At 44.4% G+C, this 15663-nt stretch carries 14 protein-coding genes; 5 read left to right on the top strand and 9 right to left on the bottom strand.

The genetic code is table 11. From position 1 onward, the window contains the following. Window positions 1-206 precede the first annotated feature (206 nt). Window positions 207-1742, top strand: coding sequence for an MBL fold metallo-hydrolase (locus ACW689_RS09210; protein ID WP_476290569.1), 1536 nt, complete (start codon window positions 207-209; stop codon window positions 1740-1742). Between the two features lie 34 nt (window positions 1743-1776). Here ACW689_RS09210 and ACW689_RS09205 read toward each other — a convergent pair whose 3' ends face one another. The 3 genes from ACW689_RS09205 to ACW689_RS09195 are packed head-to-tail and all read right to left on the bottom strand — an operon-like array spanning window position 1777 to window position 2617. Then, window positions 1777-2154 (bottom strand): hypothetical protein, encoded by a 378-nt coding sequence (locus ACW689_RS09205; protein WP_476290567.1) that lies wholly within the window; start codon window positions 2152-2154, stop codon window positions 1777-1779. Window positions 2155-2198: 44 nt separating this feature from the next. Beyond that, window positions 2199-2417 carry a DUF6500 family protein gene (locus ACW689_RS09200; protein WP_476290565.1) on the bottom strand — a complete coding sequence of 73 codons (219 nt, stop codon included), beginning with the start codon at window positions 2415-2417 and terminating at the stop codon, window positions 2199-2201. A gap of 2 nt (window positions 2418-2419) precedes the next feature. Beyond that, entirely contained in the window at window positions 2420-2617 is a 198-nt protein-coding gene (locus ACW689_RS09195; protein ID WP_476290695.1) for a 2Fe-2S iron-sulfur cluster-binding protein, read from the bottom strand. A 128-nt stretch (window positions 2618-2745) separates the two neighbouring features. Between ACW689_RS09195 and ACW689_RS09190 the strand changes: the two genes are divergently transcribed. Further along, window positions 2746-3021 carry a hypothetical protein gene (locus ACW689_RS09190; RefSeq protein ID WP_476290563.1) on the top strand — a complete coding sequence of 92 codons (276 nt, stop codon included), beginning with the start codon at window positions 2746-2748 and terminating at the stop codon, window positions 3019-3021. Between the two features lie 632 nt (window positions 3022-3653). Continuing rightward, window positions 3654-3995, top strand: a complete 342-nt coding sequence (locus ACW689_RS09185) for a hypothetical protein (protein ID WP_476290561.1) — start codon at window positions 3654-3656, stop codon at window positions 3993-3995. A gap of 44 nt (window positions 3996-4039) precedes the next feature. Here the strand turns inward: ACW689_RS09185 and ACW689_RS09180 are convergent, their stop codons facing one another. From ACW689_RS09180 to ACW689_RS09155, 6 genes are all read right to left on the bottom strand, one after another. Then, window positions 4040-5062: a 2Fe-2S iron-sulfur cluster-binding protein gene (locus tag ACW689_RS09180; protein ID WP_476290559.1), complete on the bottom strand. Its 1023-nt coding sequence runs from the start codon at window positions 5060-5062 to the stop codon at window positions 4040-4042. Beyond that, on the bottom strand, window positions 5062-5769 hold the full coding sequence (locus ACW689_RS09175; protein ID WP_476290557.1) for a PepSY domain-containing protein: 708 nt from the start codon (window positions 5767-5769) through the stop codon (window positions 5062-5064). The genes ACW689_RS09180 and ACW689_RS09175 overlap by 1 nt, the downstream gene beginning before the upstream one ends. After that, window positions 5750-8908, bottom strand: a complete 3159-nt coding sequence (locus ACW689_RS09170) for an efflux RND transporter permease subunit (RefSeq protein WP_476290555.1) — start codon at window positions 8906-8908, stop codon at window positions 5750-5752. The genes ACW689_RS09175 and ACW689_RS09170 overlap by 20 nt, the downstream gene beginning before the upstream one ends. 11 nt (window positions 8909-8919) lie before the next feature. Beyond that, on the bottom strand, window positions 8920-10662 hold the full coding sequence (locus tag ACW689_RS09165) for an efflux RND transporter periplasmic adaptor subunit (RefSeq protein WP_476290553.1): 1743 nt from the start codon (window positions 10660-10662) through the stop codon (window positions 8920-8922). Next, window positions 10659-12008, bottom strand: a complete 1350-nt coding sequence (locus ACW689_RS09160; protein ID WP_476290693.1) for a TolC family protein — start codon at window positions 12006-12008, stop codon at window positions 10659-10661. The genes ACW689_RS09165 and ACW689_RS09160 overlap by 4 nt, the downstream gene beginning before the upstream one ends. Before the next feature lie 123 nt (window positions 12009-12131). Further along, entirely contained in the window at window positions 12132-12485 is a 354-nt protein-coding gene (locus tag ACW689_RS09155) for a hypothetical protein (RefSeq protein WP_476290551.1), read from the bottom strand. A gap of 444 nt (window positions 12486-12929) precedes the next feature. On the opposite strand from ACW689_RS09155, the gene ACW689_RS09150 reads away from it, so the two are divergent. Both ACW689_RS09150 and ACW689_RS09145 read left to right on the top strand, forming a co-directional pair. After that, complete coding sequence (locus ACW689_RS09150) at window positions 12930-14702, top strand: EAL domain-containing protein (RefSeq protein ID WP_476290549.1); 1773 nt, start codon at window positions 12930-12932, stop codon at window positions 14700-14702. Window positions 14703-14786: 84 nt separating this feature from the next. Then, window positions 14787-15650 carry a substrate-binding periplasmic protein gene (locus ACW689_RS09145; protein ID WP_476290547.1) on the top strand — a complete coding sequence of 288 codons (864 nt, stop codon included), beginning with the start codon at window positions 14787-14789 and terminating at the stop codon, window positions 15648-15650. The last annotated feature ends 13 nt before the right edge of the window (window positions 15651-15663 follow it).

Raw genomic sequence — 15663 nt, 5'->3', positions numbered from 1 at the left:
TTCTCTGGCCACAGTGTATGGGCTATTGGTTTAGCTGTCTAGGCGAGAGTAAACGCATTTTACAGTCCGTGAAATTTAAATAAGCTTATAAAACAAAGTACTAAGTTGCATCAGTTATTAATCAGCTTTTTATCAGCCCGCCTTTGTGGCATATGCCTTGTCCCTTTTGTTCACTGGCCATAAGTTAGATAAATAAAGGCAAACGTATGAAGAACAAAAATAAGGTTACAGTTTGGTGTTGGGGGCTGGTGATATTGCTTGCTTCAATGAGTGCCACGCTTTGGGCTGGTGACAGAGCAAATGAAGTGATTGAACATGCACTCAGCGCGTACGGTGGTGAGCAGCTCAAACAGCTTAAAAGCATCTCAATACAGGACAAACAACGGCATTTTTCACAGTGGCAAAGTGGTCATGCATTACAGGGCGAGATGGTGAGCTATTTAAACGAGCAGCAGCTTGAGTTGGCGATTGATTTTGTCGTGCAGCGTAAAATGTTTAAACGCGCCACGATGCGATTAGTGGGTGGGCACGGCTCGGATAGCCCCACAGTATTGCACCGATTGTATACAAATAATAAAGGCTATGTGATTGATCATGCCTTGGAACAATATCGCTCTACTGATCGGGTACGTTTTGATAATGCAGACATTGGGCAAAGCCAGTTGATTGATACGCTAATTGTTAAAGGGTTAATTGACGATAAAGCTGCCAGTATTTGGACGGATCTGGCCTACATTCAAGGGCAAGCTCATGATGTACTGACGATACATAAAGGCACAAAGCAAGAGTACAGCGTTTATATCAACCAAACTTCTGGCTATTTAACACGGCTGCTTAAAAAGTTGCGCGGTCAGATTGTGAGTGTCGACTTTTTAAATCACAAAAAAAGTAATGGACTGATATGGGCACAGCAGGTGTTCGCAGGCACAGCGAAAGGGCCACTTTTTTATAGCAACGCAAGGCGAGTGATGTTTAATTCACTGCCTAATGGCCTATTTGATTTACCAACAAATTATCAAGTCTCGCCAAGTGATATGCCAGTGGATGTATCAAAGCACACCATTAGAGAGCTAGCACACGGCGTTTATTATGTGGGTAAAGAGTGGTCATACAGTTTGTTTATTGATGTCGGTGATTATTATATTTCGGCAGGTGCTTGGCAGATGGATGAACACAGCCAAGATTGGTTGAACAATGTGGCTTTGCTCAGAGCGACCACCCACAGCGATAAGCCTATCAAGCAGCATGTCGTCACTCATCACCATGGCGATCATTTAATGGGCATAAACGATGTGCTTGCACAAGGTGCCGCTTTGATTGTGCATGCCAATCATATTGATGCTGTGCAAAAACACCTCAATAAGCAATTAGCGTCAAGTCAGCTGATCAGCATAACTCAGCAAACACAATTAGCTGGCGGCCAAGTGCAGCTATTTGATGTGCCAACGAGCCATGCCAGCCACAATTTAATGATCTATTTGCCAAAGCATAAGCTCCTGTTTAGCGAAGATATATTTGGTAGCAGCAGGCAAACGGGTTTTGATTCGCCCAGTAACTGGCCTGATCTAGATGCTTATCACCGCCTTGATGTATTGATGAGCACACTGGATGAGCTTGGCATTGAAGTTGAGCAGTTTGTCTCATCACATCATGCAAGGGTGCTGACTAAAAAAGACATTCAGCGTGCAAGAGCAATACCTCTAGCGGATAAAGCAACGTTGCTAAAACGTGTATTTGATTGAGTTTACGTGTGTAAAGTCTGCGAATAAATAAGGACTAAGGCTCGTTGGGACCATCACCATCGGCCTCTTTCTTTTTCGGTTGCTCTTGTTTGGCTTTTTCCACATTTTTAAACACAGTGGGTGGAATAGGAAACAGCGAAATAAGCGGAAAAAAAGCCAAAAATATAAATGCCCCTTTGGGCATTTTTTTACCCCATCTAACCATGGCAAATAGTGCTTTTATCACCACGAAGAGTGCGGCTATGAGCAGCGCATATTGCGCTAGCGTGCCCCAAATTGTTGAAGAAGAAAATTGCTCCATAAGCCCTGTCGTGATTGATTCTAAAACAGTTATTTGAGGATAGGTTGGTGAAATTACAAGTTTTTCGTCAGTTACAGCAAGCGAAGCGCGGTCTAACGTAGCCGCAATCATTAATCACGGTATGGTGGCTTCGCTCTTTATTCACGCTATGCGTTTTACAGCCCTTGGCTTACCATATCTTTAATCTTATGGGCCTTTTCAAAGTGGTCGAGCTGGTGGGTTTGGATCCACCAAGTGGCGGCTTCCATGAGTAATTCTGGGTCGTCGTTCTTATTGGCAAAAAAGGCGTAAAACGACAGTCCGACATTATCACCCTTGGCAGCTATTTTTTTGTCGCAGACTTCAATGATTTTGGTGCGCAGGTTTGCTCGCATTGTTATTTTTCCTTTGTAGTTAGAGTACGCACTGTGATGTTGTGTATGTCACAGGCGTTATGTTGACAAGCAAGGCGAAATCCTTGTTCGAGTTTACTTTTTGACAACCTTATTTGGTCGGCTTGCGTAGCTTTAACTATTTGTTTTGTTTTTATTCTACATAAACCACAGGTGCCGCCGCCACCGCAATTTGAGGGCAGTTGTATGCTGTGTCGAAGCCAAGTTACGTGGCAATGCTCATACTATTGATACTTAAATTTTATTTCATGCTTTTTTTCATGTTGTTGCGTGTGAATATGTAGGTTCTTTAACCAACATGGAGAGTTTTATGTTTTCTAAAATCAATTTACTTATTATTCTTTTCAATGTCTTTGTAAGCTATGCAGTAAAAGCTTATGACTTTGATGATTTTAATGAATTAGGGTACCACTTAGAATTGTGTAATGCGTGTGACAGCTTAGGGCAATATAAGCAAACGGCATTGAATGCAAGCCCTGGTGACGCTGATGTTGTTGTTGTAAATTTGAAATCTCAAAAAGTAAAAGCATTTAAAGTGTTTAAAGAATATGATCCAGAAAGAGGCTGGCTGTCAGATGTTTCATAGATTAACGTCCCAACATCAGCCCTAGAGTCAGCAAATAAGGTATTTCAATTGTTATCCAGGTTGGATACTGTCAACAATCAATTATCAGCTTTACAAGAGAGTAATCTCTCTGGACAAGTTTCCAGAGATAATCCATTACTTGTTGTGCCGATTCCTCCTACTTTGAATACTATTAGTACTCATAGCGCGAGAGTCGTTATTACTAGTGAAAGTTCAGCCGATGCGGTGTCGAATTATTTGCGAGCGAAAACACTGATTGGCTTTACAGACTATGTATCGAAGTCTTTTAAGATACTTGTATTGAAAATGAACATTTCTGTTACTACAGTTTTTTCAGATGGCACATCAGTAGATTGATTATTGGGTAATCCTTTTGAAAGCAAAAGACCTTACAGAATTAAACGTGGGTCGGCAAAAGAAAGAGACGGTAGTACTATCTATGATCCATTAGATCCAAATGGCGGATCTGGCTCATATTATGAAAGTAAGCTTGTTGAGACATATCACAGATATGACGATACAATTAACCAAAGTTGTGTTCGGTACGTTGTGAGTTATTCAGACGGTGGCAACTCCTCTTTTGGTGTTGTTTGTTTCGTCACTTACTGATAGACAGATCAAATGGAGGTATTATGAAAGCTTTATTTATAGCACTATCATCATTTTTAATCGGTGCTTTGATTACGGGCTATATCGGCTTTAATATCGCTGTAATGCCAAGCTATGCTGGTCAATATAGTATGGCATTGGACTATTACTCGGATTTAGAGCAGGGTAAACAGGAAGATGCGCTAATTAGCCTTAAAAAGGTCTACGTCCCTAATCAAAGTTGTTTTATACATCAACTTGTTGCATCTCCTTGGGTGATCAACAAAGAGAATTATCAAGCGTCTTTGCAGTCGGGGTTTACGCATATTGGGATTGAAAAGAACCAAATAGAGTCTTTTTGTGATGATTTAAATGAGCTGAATTAACCTCTACTTTACTGAGAGCAACAAAAAGCTTGTTGCTCTTGCATTTAATTTTCCTTTGTCGTTAGAGTACGTACGGTGATGTCGTTTATGTCACAGGCGTTATGCTGGCATGCAAGGCGAAACCCTTGTTCTATTTTACTTTGTGATAACCGTGCTTGGTCGGCTTGTGTTACTTTAACTGTTTGTTTTGTTTGTATTCTACATAAACCACACGTGCCGCCGCCACCGCAATTTGAGGGGAGTTGTAACCCTTGTTTCTGTAAGCTCTCAAACAGTGTGCTGTTTTTATCAAGCGCTAGTATATGGGTTTGTTGAGGGTGACTCACATTTACGGTCACGCGTTGGGTTTTATGTTGGGTCGTAAACCTGAGCTGTCCGGTTCGATAGCGCTCAATAAGCCAAGTACTTCCTGTGATGCTCAACGCCAAGCTCATCAGTGCAAAGGTGATGATCAACCAATGATTAAAGCCACCCGTACCAAGGTAATCCATAAAATGTAGCTTAAACATGAAATCGCGCAGTCGGCGGCCATCATTAATATGAGCAATCACAGCGCCTGACGTGGGAACTATGTATACATGGGTGTGTTGCGCATCTTGCAGTTTTACCTGCCACACTGGGTTTTCTTGCCGTGGCAACTCATCAATGGGGGGCAATAGCATCTTGGCGCTTTGAATGTTCACCGCGCCTTTGTATGACTTAAGGGCGATAGTACGCGCCAATGTTTCGTTAAAAGTAAAAGGTTCACCTGTGTAGGCATCAAACAAGGTGATTTGATGTGCTTGGTAACTATGTGCGCCTTGCTCAATAACCACTTGATAATAAGGCTTAGCAAAGAGCCAAAGTAAACGAACTTGCGTTGCCTCTTGTACAGCAAGTTGTGTGAGAGGGAACAGACGTTCAGAGGCGATGTTACCTTGATGGTTAATTCTCTGGAAGTGCCTATTACCCGACGCCTTTGTATGATCCATCAAGTTAAAGTACAAGCCAGTGGCCAGCCAAATAACTAATTGCATGCCGACTAACAGTGATAGCCACTTGTGAAATGATTGCGTCCATTGTGGCATCAGCTGACTCCTTGATTTGAATTGAAGACGCGCTGATAGGTTAAAAATAAACCTATGCTTGCTGCGATCGAACCGAGTAGCGCAATCAAAAGCAGTAGCCAGTTTGCGACGTTTTCACCATCGTCATAATCCATGATGTGTAAGCGCCACATCCAATCAAACAATCGCCAAAAGTCATGGCGCTTAGTGACGATTTCGCCACCGTGTTGGCTAATATAAAACGTATCGGAAAATGCCCCTGCAAAGGTCACCTGCCAAACTGGCAAGTGACGAGGAGAAAGTTCGCTGGGCGTTGCTTTGGGGTTATCCAACAGTTGAATCGATTGAATAGCAGGTGTGCTTGTGTAGTGATGCTCAGCAATATGTAACGCCATATTTTTATCAATGGGTACTAAACGTTGCCCTGTGGCTGCATCCAGCATGATTTTGCCAAGCTGTTTATCATCTAAACGATAGACTTGCTTATCTAACAATCTGCCCAGTCGCACATTTTGAGCTTGTGGATACTCACTGAGCAAAGTGCTCAGTGAGTATCTGACTTTATCTAGCTCAAGGTGATGAGATGGCTTTTTTTGTAATGACTCACCATGGATAAAGTGTATATCCATGGTGACCATATACAGTCCACTTAAGGACCAAATCAGAAACTGTATGCCGATAAAAGCCATCAGCCATTTATGTGCTTTTCTAAACTTGGTTATTGTCATGGTCTATGCCTTTGTTAAATTGGCTTATGGTTGAGGCTTTAACCAGACTATAGATAGCGGGAAGCACAATCAAGGTGAGTAACACGGCGCTGCTCATACCGCCCACCATTGGTGCGGCAATACGACTCATGACTTCAGAGCCTGTGCCTGTACCGTATAAAATCGGCATTAAACCAATAATAATGGTAGCAACTGTCATCATCACGGGACGGACTCGTAACCCCGCGCCTTGCAATAGCGCATTACGATACGCATCAGTGCTAATTGCTTGGCCATCTCGCAGGGCTTGTGCTTTAAGCTCATTCAGCGCTTGGTTCAAATACACTAGCATGATCACGCCAATTTCTACGGCGACACCTGCTAAGGCAATAAAACCCACCCCCACGGCAACGGAGAAGTTAAACCCTTCTAAATACATCAGCCATAAGCCTCCGATCATGGCCATCGGCAAGGTGACAATAATAATGGCCACTTCGCGAAATGCTCTAAAGTTGAGGTAGAGCAAAATCACAATAATGGCTAAGGTCAATGGCAATACATAGCTGAGCTTTTCTTTGGCCCGTTCCATGTATTCATATTGGCCTGCCCAAGTGATGGAATAGCCCGTAGGCAGGTCTAAGTGTTCGGCTAAATGTGCTTTGGCATTCTGCACATAACTGCCTATATCCACACCATCAATGTCGATAAAGGTCCAACCATTGATACGGGCATTTTCACTTTTAATTCCAGGCGGGCCATTTTCAATGTAAACATGGGCCACATCACCAAGGGCGATACGTTCCCCCGATGGCGTGACCACGGGTAATCGGGCAAGCTGTTCAGGCGAGTCGCGGTAGTCTTGCGGATAGCGCAGGTTTACTGGGTAGCGCTCTTGCCCTTCAACGGTTTGTGTGACATTCATACCACCAATGGCGGTAGCCACCACTTGTTGAACATCGGCGATATTGAGCCCGAAGCGGCTGGCTTTTTCACGGGAAATATCCACTTTGATGTAACGCCCACCCGCAACGCGTTCGGAGTAAACTGACGCTGTACCTGCAACATCAGGGAGCAGTTGTTCAATTTGCTGGCCAATTTGTTGGATCACATCTAAATCAGCACCCGCCACTTTGATACCTACAGGGGTTTTAATCCCTGTGGCAAGCATGTCGATTCGGGTTTTAATGGGCATCACCCACGCGTTGGTTAAGCCAGGAAACTTCACCAAGTTATCAAATTCTGCTTTGAGGCTTTGCGTGGTCACACCTTCGCGCCATTGTGATTGTGGCTTAAGCTGAATAAAGGTTTCTATCATGGTCAATGGTGCCGGATCGGTGGCGGTCTCAGCGCGACCCACTTTACCAAATACGTTTTCCACTTCGGGCACTGTGCGGATCAGCTTATCGGTTTGCTGCAACAACTCACGCGCTTTACCAATCGAAATGCCAGGGTACGTGGTAGGCATGTACATTAAATCGCCCTCATCCAGTGGTGGAATAAATTCACTGCCAATTTTATCTACTGGATAGAAACCAATGGCCGTGACTGCAATCGCTAGGGCGATGGTTAGTTTTGGAAACTTCAGTGCTTGCTTGAGTACGGGCATGTACAAAGCGATTAACAACCGGTTTAGTGGGTTTCTCTTTTCAGAGGTGACTTTACCACGGATAAAGTAACCCATCAGTACAGGTACAAGCGTAATGGCTAATCCGGCTGAGGCGGCCATGGCATAGGTTTTTGTGTACGCCAGTGGGGCAAACATGCGTCCTTCTTGTGCTTCTAAAATAAATACAGGCAAGAATGACACGGTAATGATCAGCAAGCTGAAAAATAACGCAGGGCCCACTTCAGAGGCTGATTTGGCGACAATTTGCCAACGGTTGTCATCAGTCAGCGGGTTTTTTTCCATATGTTTATGCATGTTTTCTATCATCACAATTGCGCCATCGGTCATCGCACCAATGGCAATGGCGATGCCGCCAAGTGACATGATATTGGCGTTAATGCCCTGCACGTACATGATGATAAACGACACCAAAATGCCCAGAGGTAAAGTCACAACTGCGACGATGGAAGAGCGCAGGTGGAATAAAAATACCACGCAAACGAGTGCGACAACGGCCAGCTCTTCAAGTAGTTTGCTCCAAAGGTTATCTACTGCATTTTCAATTAGGCGAGAACGATCATACACGGTGACGACCTCCACCCCCTCAGGAAGTGATTTTTCAAGGGATGCGAGCTTTTCTTTTACGCCGTTTATGGTGGTTTGCGCGTTTTCGCCAAAGCGCATAACGACCACACCGCCAACCACTTCGCCTTCACCATTGAGCTCGGCAATACCGCGACGCATTTGTGGGCCTAGGTTAACGTTTGCCACATCACCAATTCTAAGCGGCGTGCCTTGGGCATTGGTGCCTAACGGAATTTTTTCAATATCAGTGACTGATTGGATATAACCCGTTGCGGTGACCATGTATTCGGCTTCAGCCATTTCCACCACCGAGGCACCGGTTTCTTGGTTGCCACGTTTCAGTGCGGTTTGAATGTGTGCCAGCGGTATGTTGTAGGCGCGCAGTTTGTCTGGGTCTACTTGTACTTGGTATTGCTTCACCATACCGCCCACGGCGGCCACTTCAGATACGCCGGGCACAGTTTGCAGCTCGTATTTTAAAAACCAATCTTGAATGGAGCGCAATTGGCTCAAATCATGGTTACCGGTTTTATCGGCAAGCGCATAAATATACACCCAGCCCACACCAGTGGCGTCAGGGCCAAGTTGTGGTTTAGCCGTGTCTGGAAGGCTGGCTGCAACTTGGCTTAAATACTCCAAAACTCGGCTTCGTGCCCAATACAAGTCAGTGTCATCATCAAAAATAATGTACACGTAGGAGTCGCCAAAAAACGAGTAGCCGCGCACGGTCTGTGCACCGGGTACTGAAAGCATGGCAGTGGTCAGTGGGAAAGTGACTTGATCTTGTACCACCTGAGGGGCTTGGCCGGGGTAACTGGTTTTGATGATCACCTGTACATCGGATAAATCTGGAATGGCATCTACTGGCGTATTTTTCAAAGAAAATGCTCCAGCAAAGGCAATGATCAAAGTGGTTAGCAGCACAAAAAAGCGGTTGCCGATGGACCAACGAATAATAGCTTCAATCATCAGTATGCTCCTTACTCGTGGCCCATATGTTGGCTATGGTCGGTTTGAACCATGGTCATTTTTTTGTTTAATGACACCACCACAAAGTCATCCCCTACCTCAAAGGTAAAGGTAATTTCATCGCCAACTTTAAACGATTCAAGGGCAATATCTTGGGCTACAACAAAGTCCATAGTGGCCGCTGGACGGTTCCATTTCTCAATTGGGCCTCGGCTGATGTTTATAACCCGTGTCGCGGTATCAATCGCGTTAATGGTGCCATCCACGGTAGCGCTGGAAACATCAGGCGTATCTGATGGTTCTGACATAATGTGAATGCCAGTCAATTGGTAGCCTCCGTCATCGGCTTTCGTCACTTCAAAATGCAGTGTTTGTCCAGTCTTTAAGGCGTGAATATCAACCTGCTCAGCAACATCAAAATCCATCGTCATGGTCGGCCAGTCCCAAGCTTCAACTGGGTCATGGGTTATATTTACCATGCGGTGGTCAGCCATGACGTTGTTGATTTCACCTTGCATCCACACTGAGCTGGGGGCTTGATCTTGCGTCATACGTTTAAAATCAGAACTCTTACTTGATTCCGAGTCAATTAAAAACTGCGCGGATGTGACTACGGTATCTTGCTCGGTTAACCCTTCCAATATTTCAATTTTATGTTCACCGACGCGACCTATGCTGACGGCAATTGACTTAAATTGACCATCGCCGAGTGCGAGCACCACTCTGTCTTGTTTGCCGGTGCGAATAACGGCTTCTTTTGGCACCAGAATAACCGACTCATCTTGGTTAGCGTTGATGGTTACTTGTGCAAACATATTGGGTTTAAGCTCGAAGTCAGGGTTGTCAAACTTTAGCCTGACTCGCAAAGTTCGAGTTTTGCTATTGAGGGCCGGATACACGTAATCAACCGTGCCTTGCCACTGTTTACCCGGCAAATAGTCTAGCGTCATCGACACAGGTAAACCTTGCGTTATTAAAGCTGAATCGCGCTCAAACACTTCTGCTTCTACCCAAACTTGACTTAGTTTGGCAATACTCATCAAAGTCGTGCCGGGCTTAACATAAAATCCTTCGCGAATTTTTAAGCCATCGATGACTCCTGACTGTGGAGAGTAAAAAGTAATGGTTTGCTGCACTTTGCGTGTTTTTTCCAGCTGGCGAATAAAAGGGCGAGAAAGTTGCAGTGCTGCCAATCGGTTCTTGGCAGCTGCAATCAGTTCTTGGTTGTTGCGCTTGAGTGCCAGTAGTAGCTCTTCCTGTGCGTTCACCAGTTGTGGGGAATAAAGCGTGTAAAGTGGTTGGTCTTTTTCAACGGGGTTGCCCGCTGCTTTGACGTACAATTTTTCTATCCAGCCATCGACTCTTGGGTGAATATGAATAAGATTATCTTCGTCGTATTGGACGTAACCCACAGTCGAGATTTGCGTATGCATGGGCGCTAATTCAATGGCAGCGGTGCGCACCCCGAGATTGTTAATCACATGAGGCGCAATCGTCACCGCACCCGGGCCTATATCATCAGCATTGTTACTTTCTTCATAAACGGGAATCAGATCCATGCCCATGGGCGATTTACCCGGCTTGTCACGTCGATAGTTAGAGTCCATTGGCGCAACCCAATAAAGCGGCTGTTTTTCTTTAGACGCATTTTGTTGAGCGACATCATTTTGCTCACAGGATGTTAAGTTCATCACTAGCGCGCCTAACACGGTACCCACTAATAAAGCGATAATGGTTTTTTGGTTCGCGTTCATTTGTTGTGCTCCAAGTTAGTGTGTGTTGCAACGTGATTTGATTGTGTGAGCCAGTAATTAAGACGGGCCACGACTTTTAAAGCATCGACATCTATTTTTAGTGCCGCAATACGGGCATTTAACTCAGCGATGCGTGCACGTACTACTTCGGCAAAGTCGCCGTCATCGTTGGTGTAAGCAGTTAGAGCAACTTCCGCTTGGTAATGGGTTTGTTGTAATAACTGCTTTTTGTAAAGTGCTTGCCTATCCGATAGGCGATTTAGCTGCTTAAGCTCTTTCTCTACCGCGCTTATCATCTTTTTGACCATTAAAAGTTTATCGGTTTGCACTGCTTGCGACTGGACAATGGCTGCCGCAACTTGCTGATCTTGCTTATTCTCTGTAAACAATGGCAGATCAAAACTCACCCCAACTGAAAACAGGTCAGCACGACTCATGCCCGAAGGCATATCATCGCGATAACCGTAACTGGCATTGACGCCCCATTGCGGTTGATACTGCTCTTTGCTCAAAGCGATGTCTTGCTCAGCAACTTGTTGCTTTACGTCAATAACGCGATTGGCTGGATGATTGAGTAGCAGTTTGGCAAGCTCATGGCGCTCATAATGTTCAGGTTTGAACAGTTCAGCAAAAGCCAGTTCGATACTGGGCAATGTTTGCGCGACTGAAGTGACAGATTTTTGGCCGTCAAAGTGCATTGCTTGTGTTAGCTGTTGTGCGTCAAACTGATATAGCCATTCATTTAGCTGTGCCAATGCAGTTTCGAGCATCTGTTGTTGAACGGTAAGTCTATCTTCTAGTTGCACTATTTCTAGTTGAGCGCGAACAACATCTTGTTGCCGAGTTTTACCTACCACACTCGAGTAACTGGCTTTGGCAACCTCTGCCATCTGATCAAATAGCACGCGGTCTTGTTTGATCAACGCAATGGTTTTTTGTGCCAAGTAGGCATCTAACCATAGTTGCGTGACGGTGCTTATAAGTTGAGCTTTTCTATCTTCCCTTTGCAGTGGGAACTGCGACGCGGCAAGAGAAAGTTGCTTGCTTTTGACCGCTAAACTGTTGCCTCGCGGGAACATTTGCGATATTCCCACTTTAAACTGAGTCATACCTTCTTGAGCGAAATCCCAGCCATCAGTGGGTAAGTTCATCATGCCAACCGACACCTTGGGGTCGGGTAAAGTATTGGCTGCGATGCTTTTGCGCTCGACTGCTTGTTGTTGCAATTGATTGCCGTGTAGCCATGGATCGTTTTTTTGCGCTGTATATAGCGCCTCTTTAAGTGTGAGCGGCGATTGCGTGCTGGCATAAGTACGCAATGGTGCAATGAGCACAATAAGTACCATGGATGTAAATAAATACTGTTTCATATATATCCCCAGATTTAACTGGATTGAATTAATACGCGTTAAACGTGAAAACGATGAGAAGCTTATGGGCGCACAAATTTTAGGCGCACCTATCCTAGGTTAGGCGAAAATCGGTGGACGATAGAGCGAAGTGATAGACGCTACAGGGTGTTTTGGTCGAGGCTCAACAATGCTGCCATGTGACATAGAGATCACTTGGGTTGCGGCATAAGAGCTTAAAAATGCGAAAGAAGTACAGGCGTTAGGTGGGCAAGTACAGTCAGTGTCACAGCAATCCATGGTGTTCGAAGTGCCCATCTTATCGTGTGACATAGTGTCAGGTGTCATGTTCATCATGGCATGATGATCAGCCAAGGTCATTTCACAAGGCATAACGGTTGCACTTAATGCTTGACCCATAAAGGCGAGCAAAATAGCAAACACGAGAAATACTTTGGATAACGACTTAAGCATAACTGACCTGAAAAATGAACTGCGCATATGCTAAGTCAATTATTGTCGCAAGTAAATAACCTCAGTTGCACATAAGCGAATTTGCCCAATAAAGCTATTTCGCTCACTCTCTGCGTTATTTCCACTTGTAATAGCCTGCTATTACTTCGCGAAAATGCCTTGATATTAAGCGAAATATCATCATTGGATGTCGAAATAGTTGCAATGTTTCTATTGCTAGCTGTCAAAACTCTTATCCGCAGCTGAGGTTAAATAATTAAGTGATGTTGAGTTGGGGCTGGGAAGGTTTGCAGTCGAATTTTAGCGCGTTGTTTATGCTTTAGAGAAGCTAAATAAGACTAGATATACATAAGTTAATATCGGTACAGAGTGCGTGCATGACACAAAAATGTCACAAAACCTTGCTAGTTTGTTGGGTTATTATTTGGCCAGTTGGTTATGAGCGTGAGTAAAGCAGTAGAGCTAGAAAAACAAGTATTACAACAAATATTAGAACACGGTAGTGTGAATACTTTATTTCAGCCCATCTATGACATCAGTCAACAAGCTGTACTTGGATTTGAGGCGTTGAGTAGAGGAGTTGACTGTCTTGAAATGCCTGCGCAATTGTTTGCTGCTGCGGCAAAATATAACAAACTGTCTGAATTGGAGTTACTTTGTAGAGAGCGCGCGGTCGAGCGCTTTGTTTCCTTGGATTTGCCGGGTAAATTGTTTTTAAACGTGAGTCCAAGCACTTTATTGGACCCGAGTCACCCTCGCGGCGAGACCCTTCATATCACCGAAAAATATGGCTTGACCACGAATCGTGTTGTGATAGAAGTGACTGAGCAGGACAAAGTTGACGATGGTTTTTTATTGCTTAGAACCATAGAGCATTATCGCAAGTTAGGCTTCAACATCGCCATTGATGATTTAGGCGCGGGCTATTCTGGACTTAAGCAGTGGTCTGAATTGTGCCCAGAGTATGTCAAAGTTGACCGTTATTTTATCGACTATTGTGACCAAAGCATTGTAAAAAAAGAATTTCTTAAATCCATTATAGATCTTGCAAAGGCAACGGGCACGTCGGTAATAGCGGAGGGTATTGAGCGTGTGGAAGAGCTGAGCCTGCTTGAGAAGTTGGGCATAGTGAATGCGCAAGGATATTTATTCGCATACCCTGAATCACAGCCCGTTATTGATTTGGAAGCAAGTCAGTGGTCCGCTTTTAATTTAACATCAAGGCCGAACGTTGTTGATAATTCCGTTGCCATTGGTTGGCTTGCGCAGTCACAGTCAGCGATACATCAGTGCACTCAATGTAAAGATGCACACAAGACCTTTGAAGCAGATAGAGATTTGACGAGCTTACCTGTCGTTAATGATGACCGAGACCCTATAGGGCTGCTGCACCGAGATCAACTCACTGAGGTATTTGCCGGACCTTATGGGCATGCGTTGTATGCTAAAAAATCGGTGGTTGAGTTTATGGATAAACTGCCATTGATTGTGGATGAAAATGCGTCACTGGATGAAGTGAGCCAACAGATCACAGAGCAAGAGTTTGATATTCGACGTCACATTATTATTACCCGAGAGGGCCGGTATTTAGGCCTTGCGCCACTTCGCGATATTCTTAAGCACATCACGGAAGAAAAAATTCGCAATGCCCAACATGCCAATCCATTAACTATGTTACCCGGTAACGTCGCCATTAATGAAGCAATTGAAACCCGATTAAGGAAGCAAGTTGGCTTTTCTTTGGCATACATCGATTTGAATCATTTTAAACAATTTAATGATTTGTATGGCTATGCCAGTGGTGACAGTGTGATCAAATTGCTTGCAGATGTTACGGTTAAAGCGTGTGAGCACAGCCTGTGCTTTGTTGGCCATATTGGCGGAGATGATTTTATGGTGGTGTTTGACAGCGATGATGCTGAGCAACTTTGCCATATAATCATCAATGAATTTGAACAACAATCTCGCGCTTTTTTCACCCCTGAGCATGTAAAAGCGGGTGGCTATTGGGCGACCAACCGTGAAGGACAAAAACAGTTTGTGCCCTTGCTGACGCTGTCAATTGGTTTAGTACGTCCAGATCTAGAAAGTTGTAAAAATAGCCACCAAGTGGCCGCATTAGCGACTGATGCAAAAAAAGAAGCGAAACGTTATCGCAATAGCTATTTATTCGTGTGCAATCGCCGTAAACCGAGTGTGTCAGTGGTGGGGTTGTAGGAAGAAGCAGAGTGTTCAGCGTAAAAGCTTGAGTAAATGCTCGGCTCGGTGTAGCGTAAACAAAAACAGATTTGGAACAGGGCTATGCGACATCTCGTATTTCTGTGCCTATTGTGTAGTTGGGCTAAACCAGTAGTAGCGACAGACACTGTTTATGTCGCAAAAGAACAACGGGCACTGTACGACCGTGACCTGTATCTGTATGAATTGCTTGATATGGCGCTAAAAGCTGCCGACTACAAAGTGAATATTGAGCATGTCAAAGTCCATCCTCACCAACAAAGAACCTTGCTTGCCCTCAGTCATGGTGAAGTTGACTTACACTGGAGCATGACCAGTCCTGAACGAGAAAGTATCGCCACGGCAATTCCTGTGCCCTTATTTAAAGGGTTTATTGGTAAGCGAGCATTATTGGTCAACCAGCGTCAAATTGCGCAATTTTCTGATATTGACTCTCTTGAAAAGCTTAGTAAATTAACAGCCGTTCAAGGACATGATTGGCCTGATACCAAAATTCTTGGTCATAATGGCTTAACTGTTCGACCAATGGCCAATTATCAGGCCATGTTTGTAATGGTTTCAAGAGGGCGACTTGATTATTTCCCGCGCTCATTTATTGAAGTTGGTGCTGAAATTGACGCACAAAGTAGCGGCAACTTGGTTATTTTACCTAGCATGTATTTGCATTATCCCAGCGCATTCTATTTCTTTGTGAATAAGAAAAAGCCAAAGCTTGCTCATGCCCTCAATGTCGGCCTAAAAAAATTACAAGCCAGTGGCCAGTTTGACGCATTATTTGAACGCTACTTTGCAGCCATTTTGTCGCAGCTTCCGTTTGACGAAAACACTCAGGTGCTTGAACTACAGAACCCGTATTTCCGGCCGATTGTTGCGCAAGTTAAAAATAAAGAGCTTGAGGAATTACAAATACAAAAAAAGGAGCCGTAGCTCCTTTTTACAC

Source organism: Pseudoalteromonas sp. ABE4_541 (assembly GCF_056312285.1).
The sequence above is the reverse complement of the archived record's forward strand: the minus strand, read 5'-3'. Positions and strand labels throughout refer to the sequence as shown.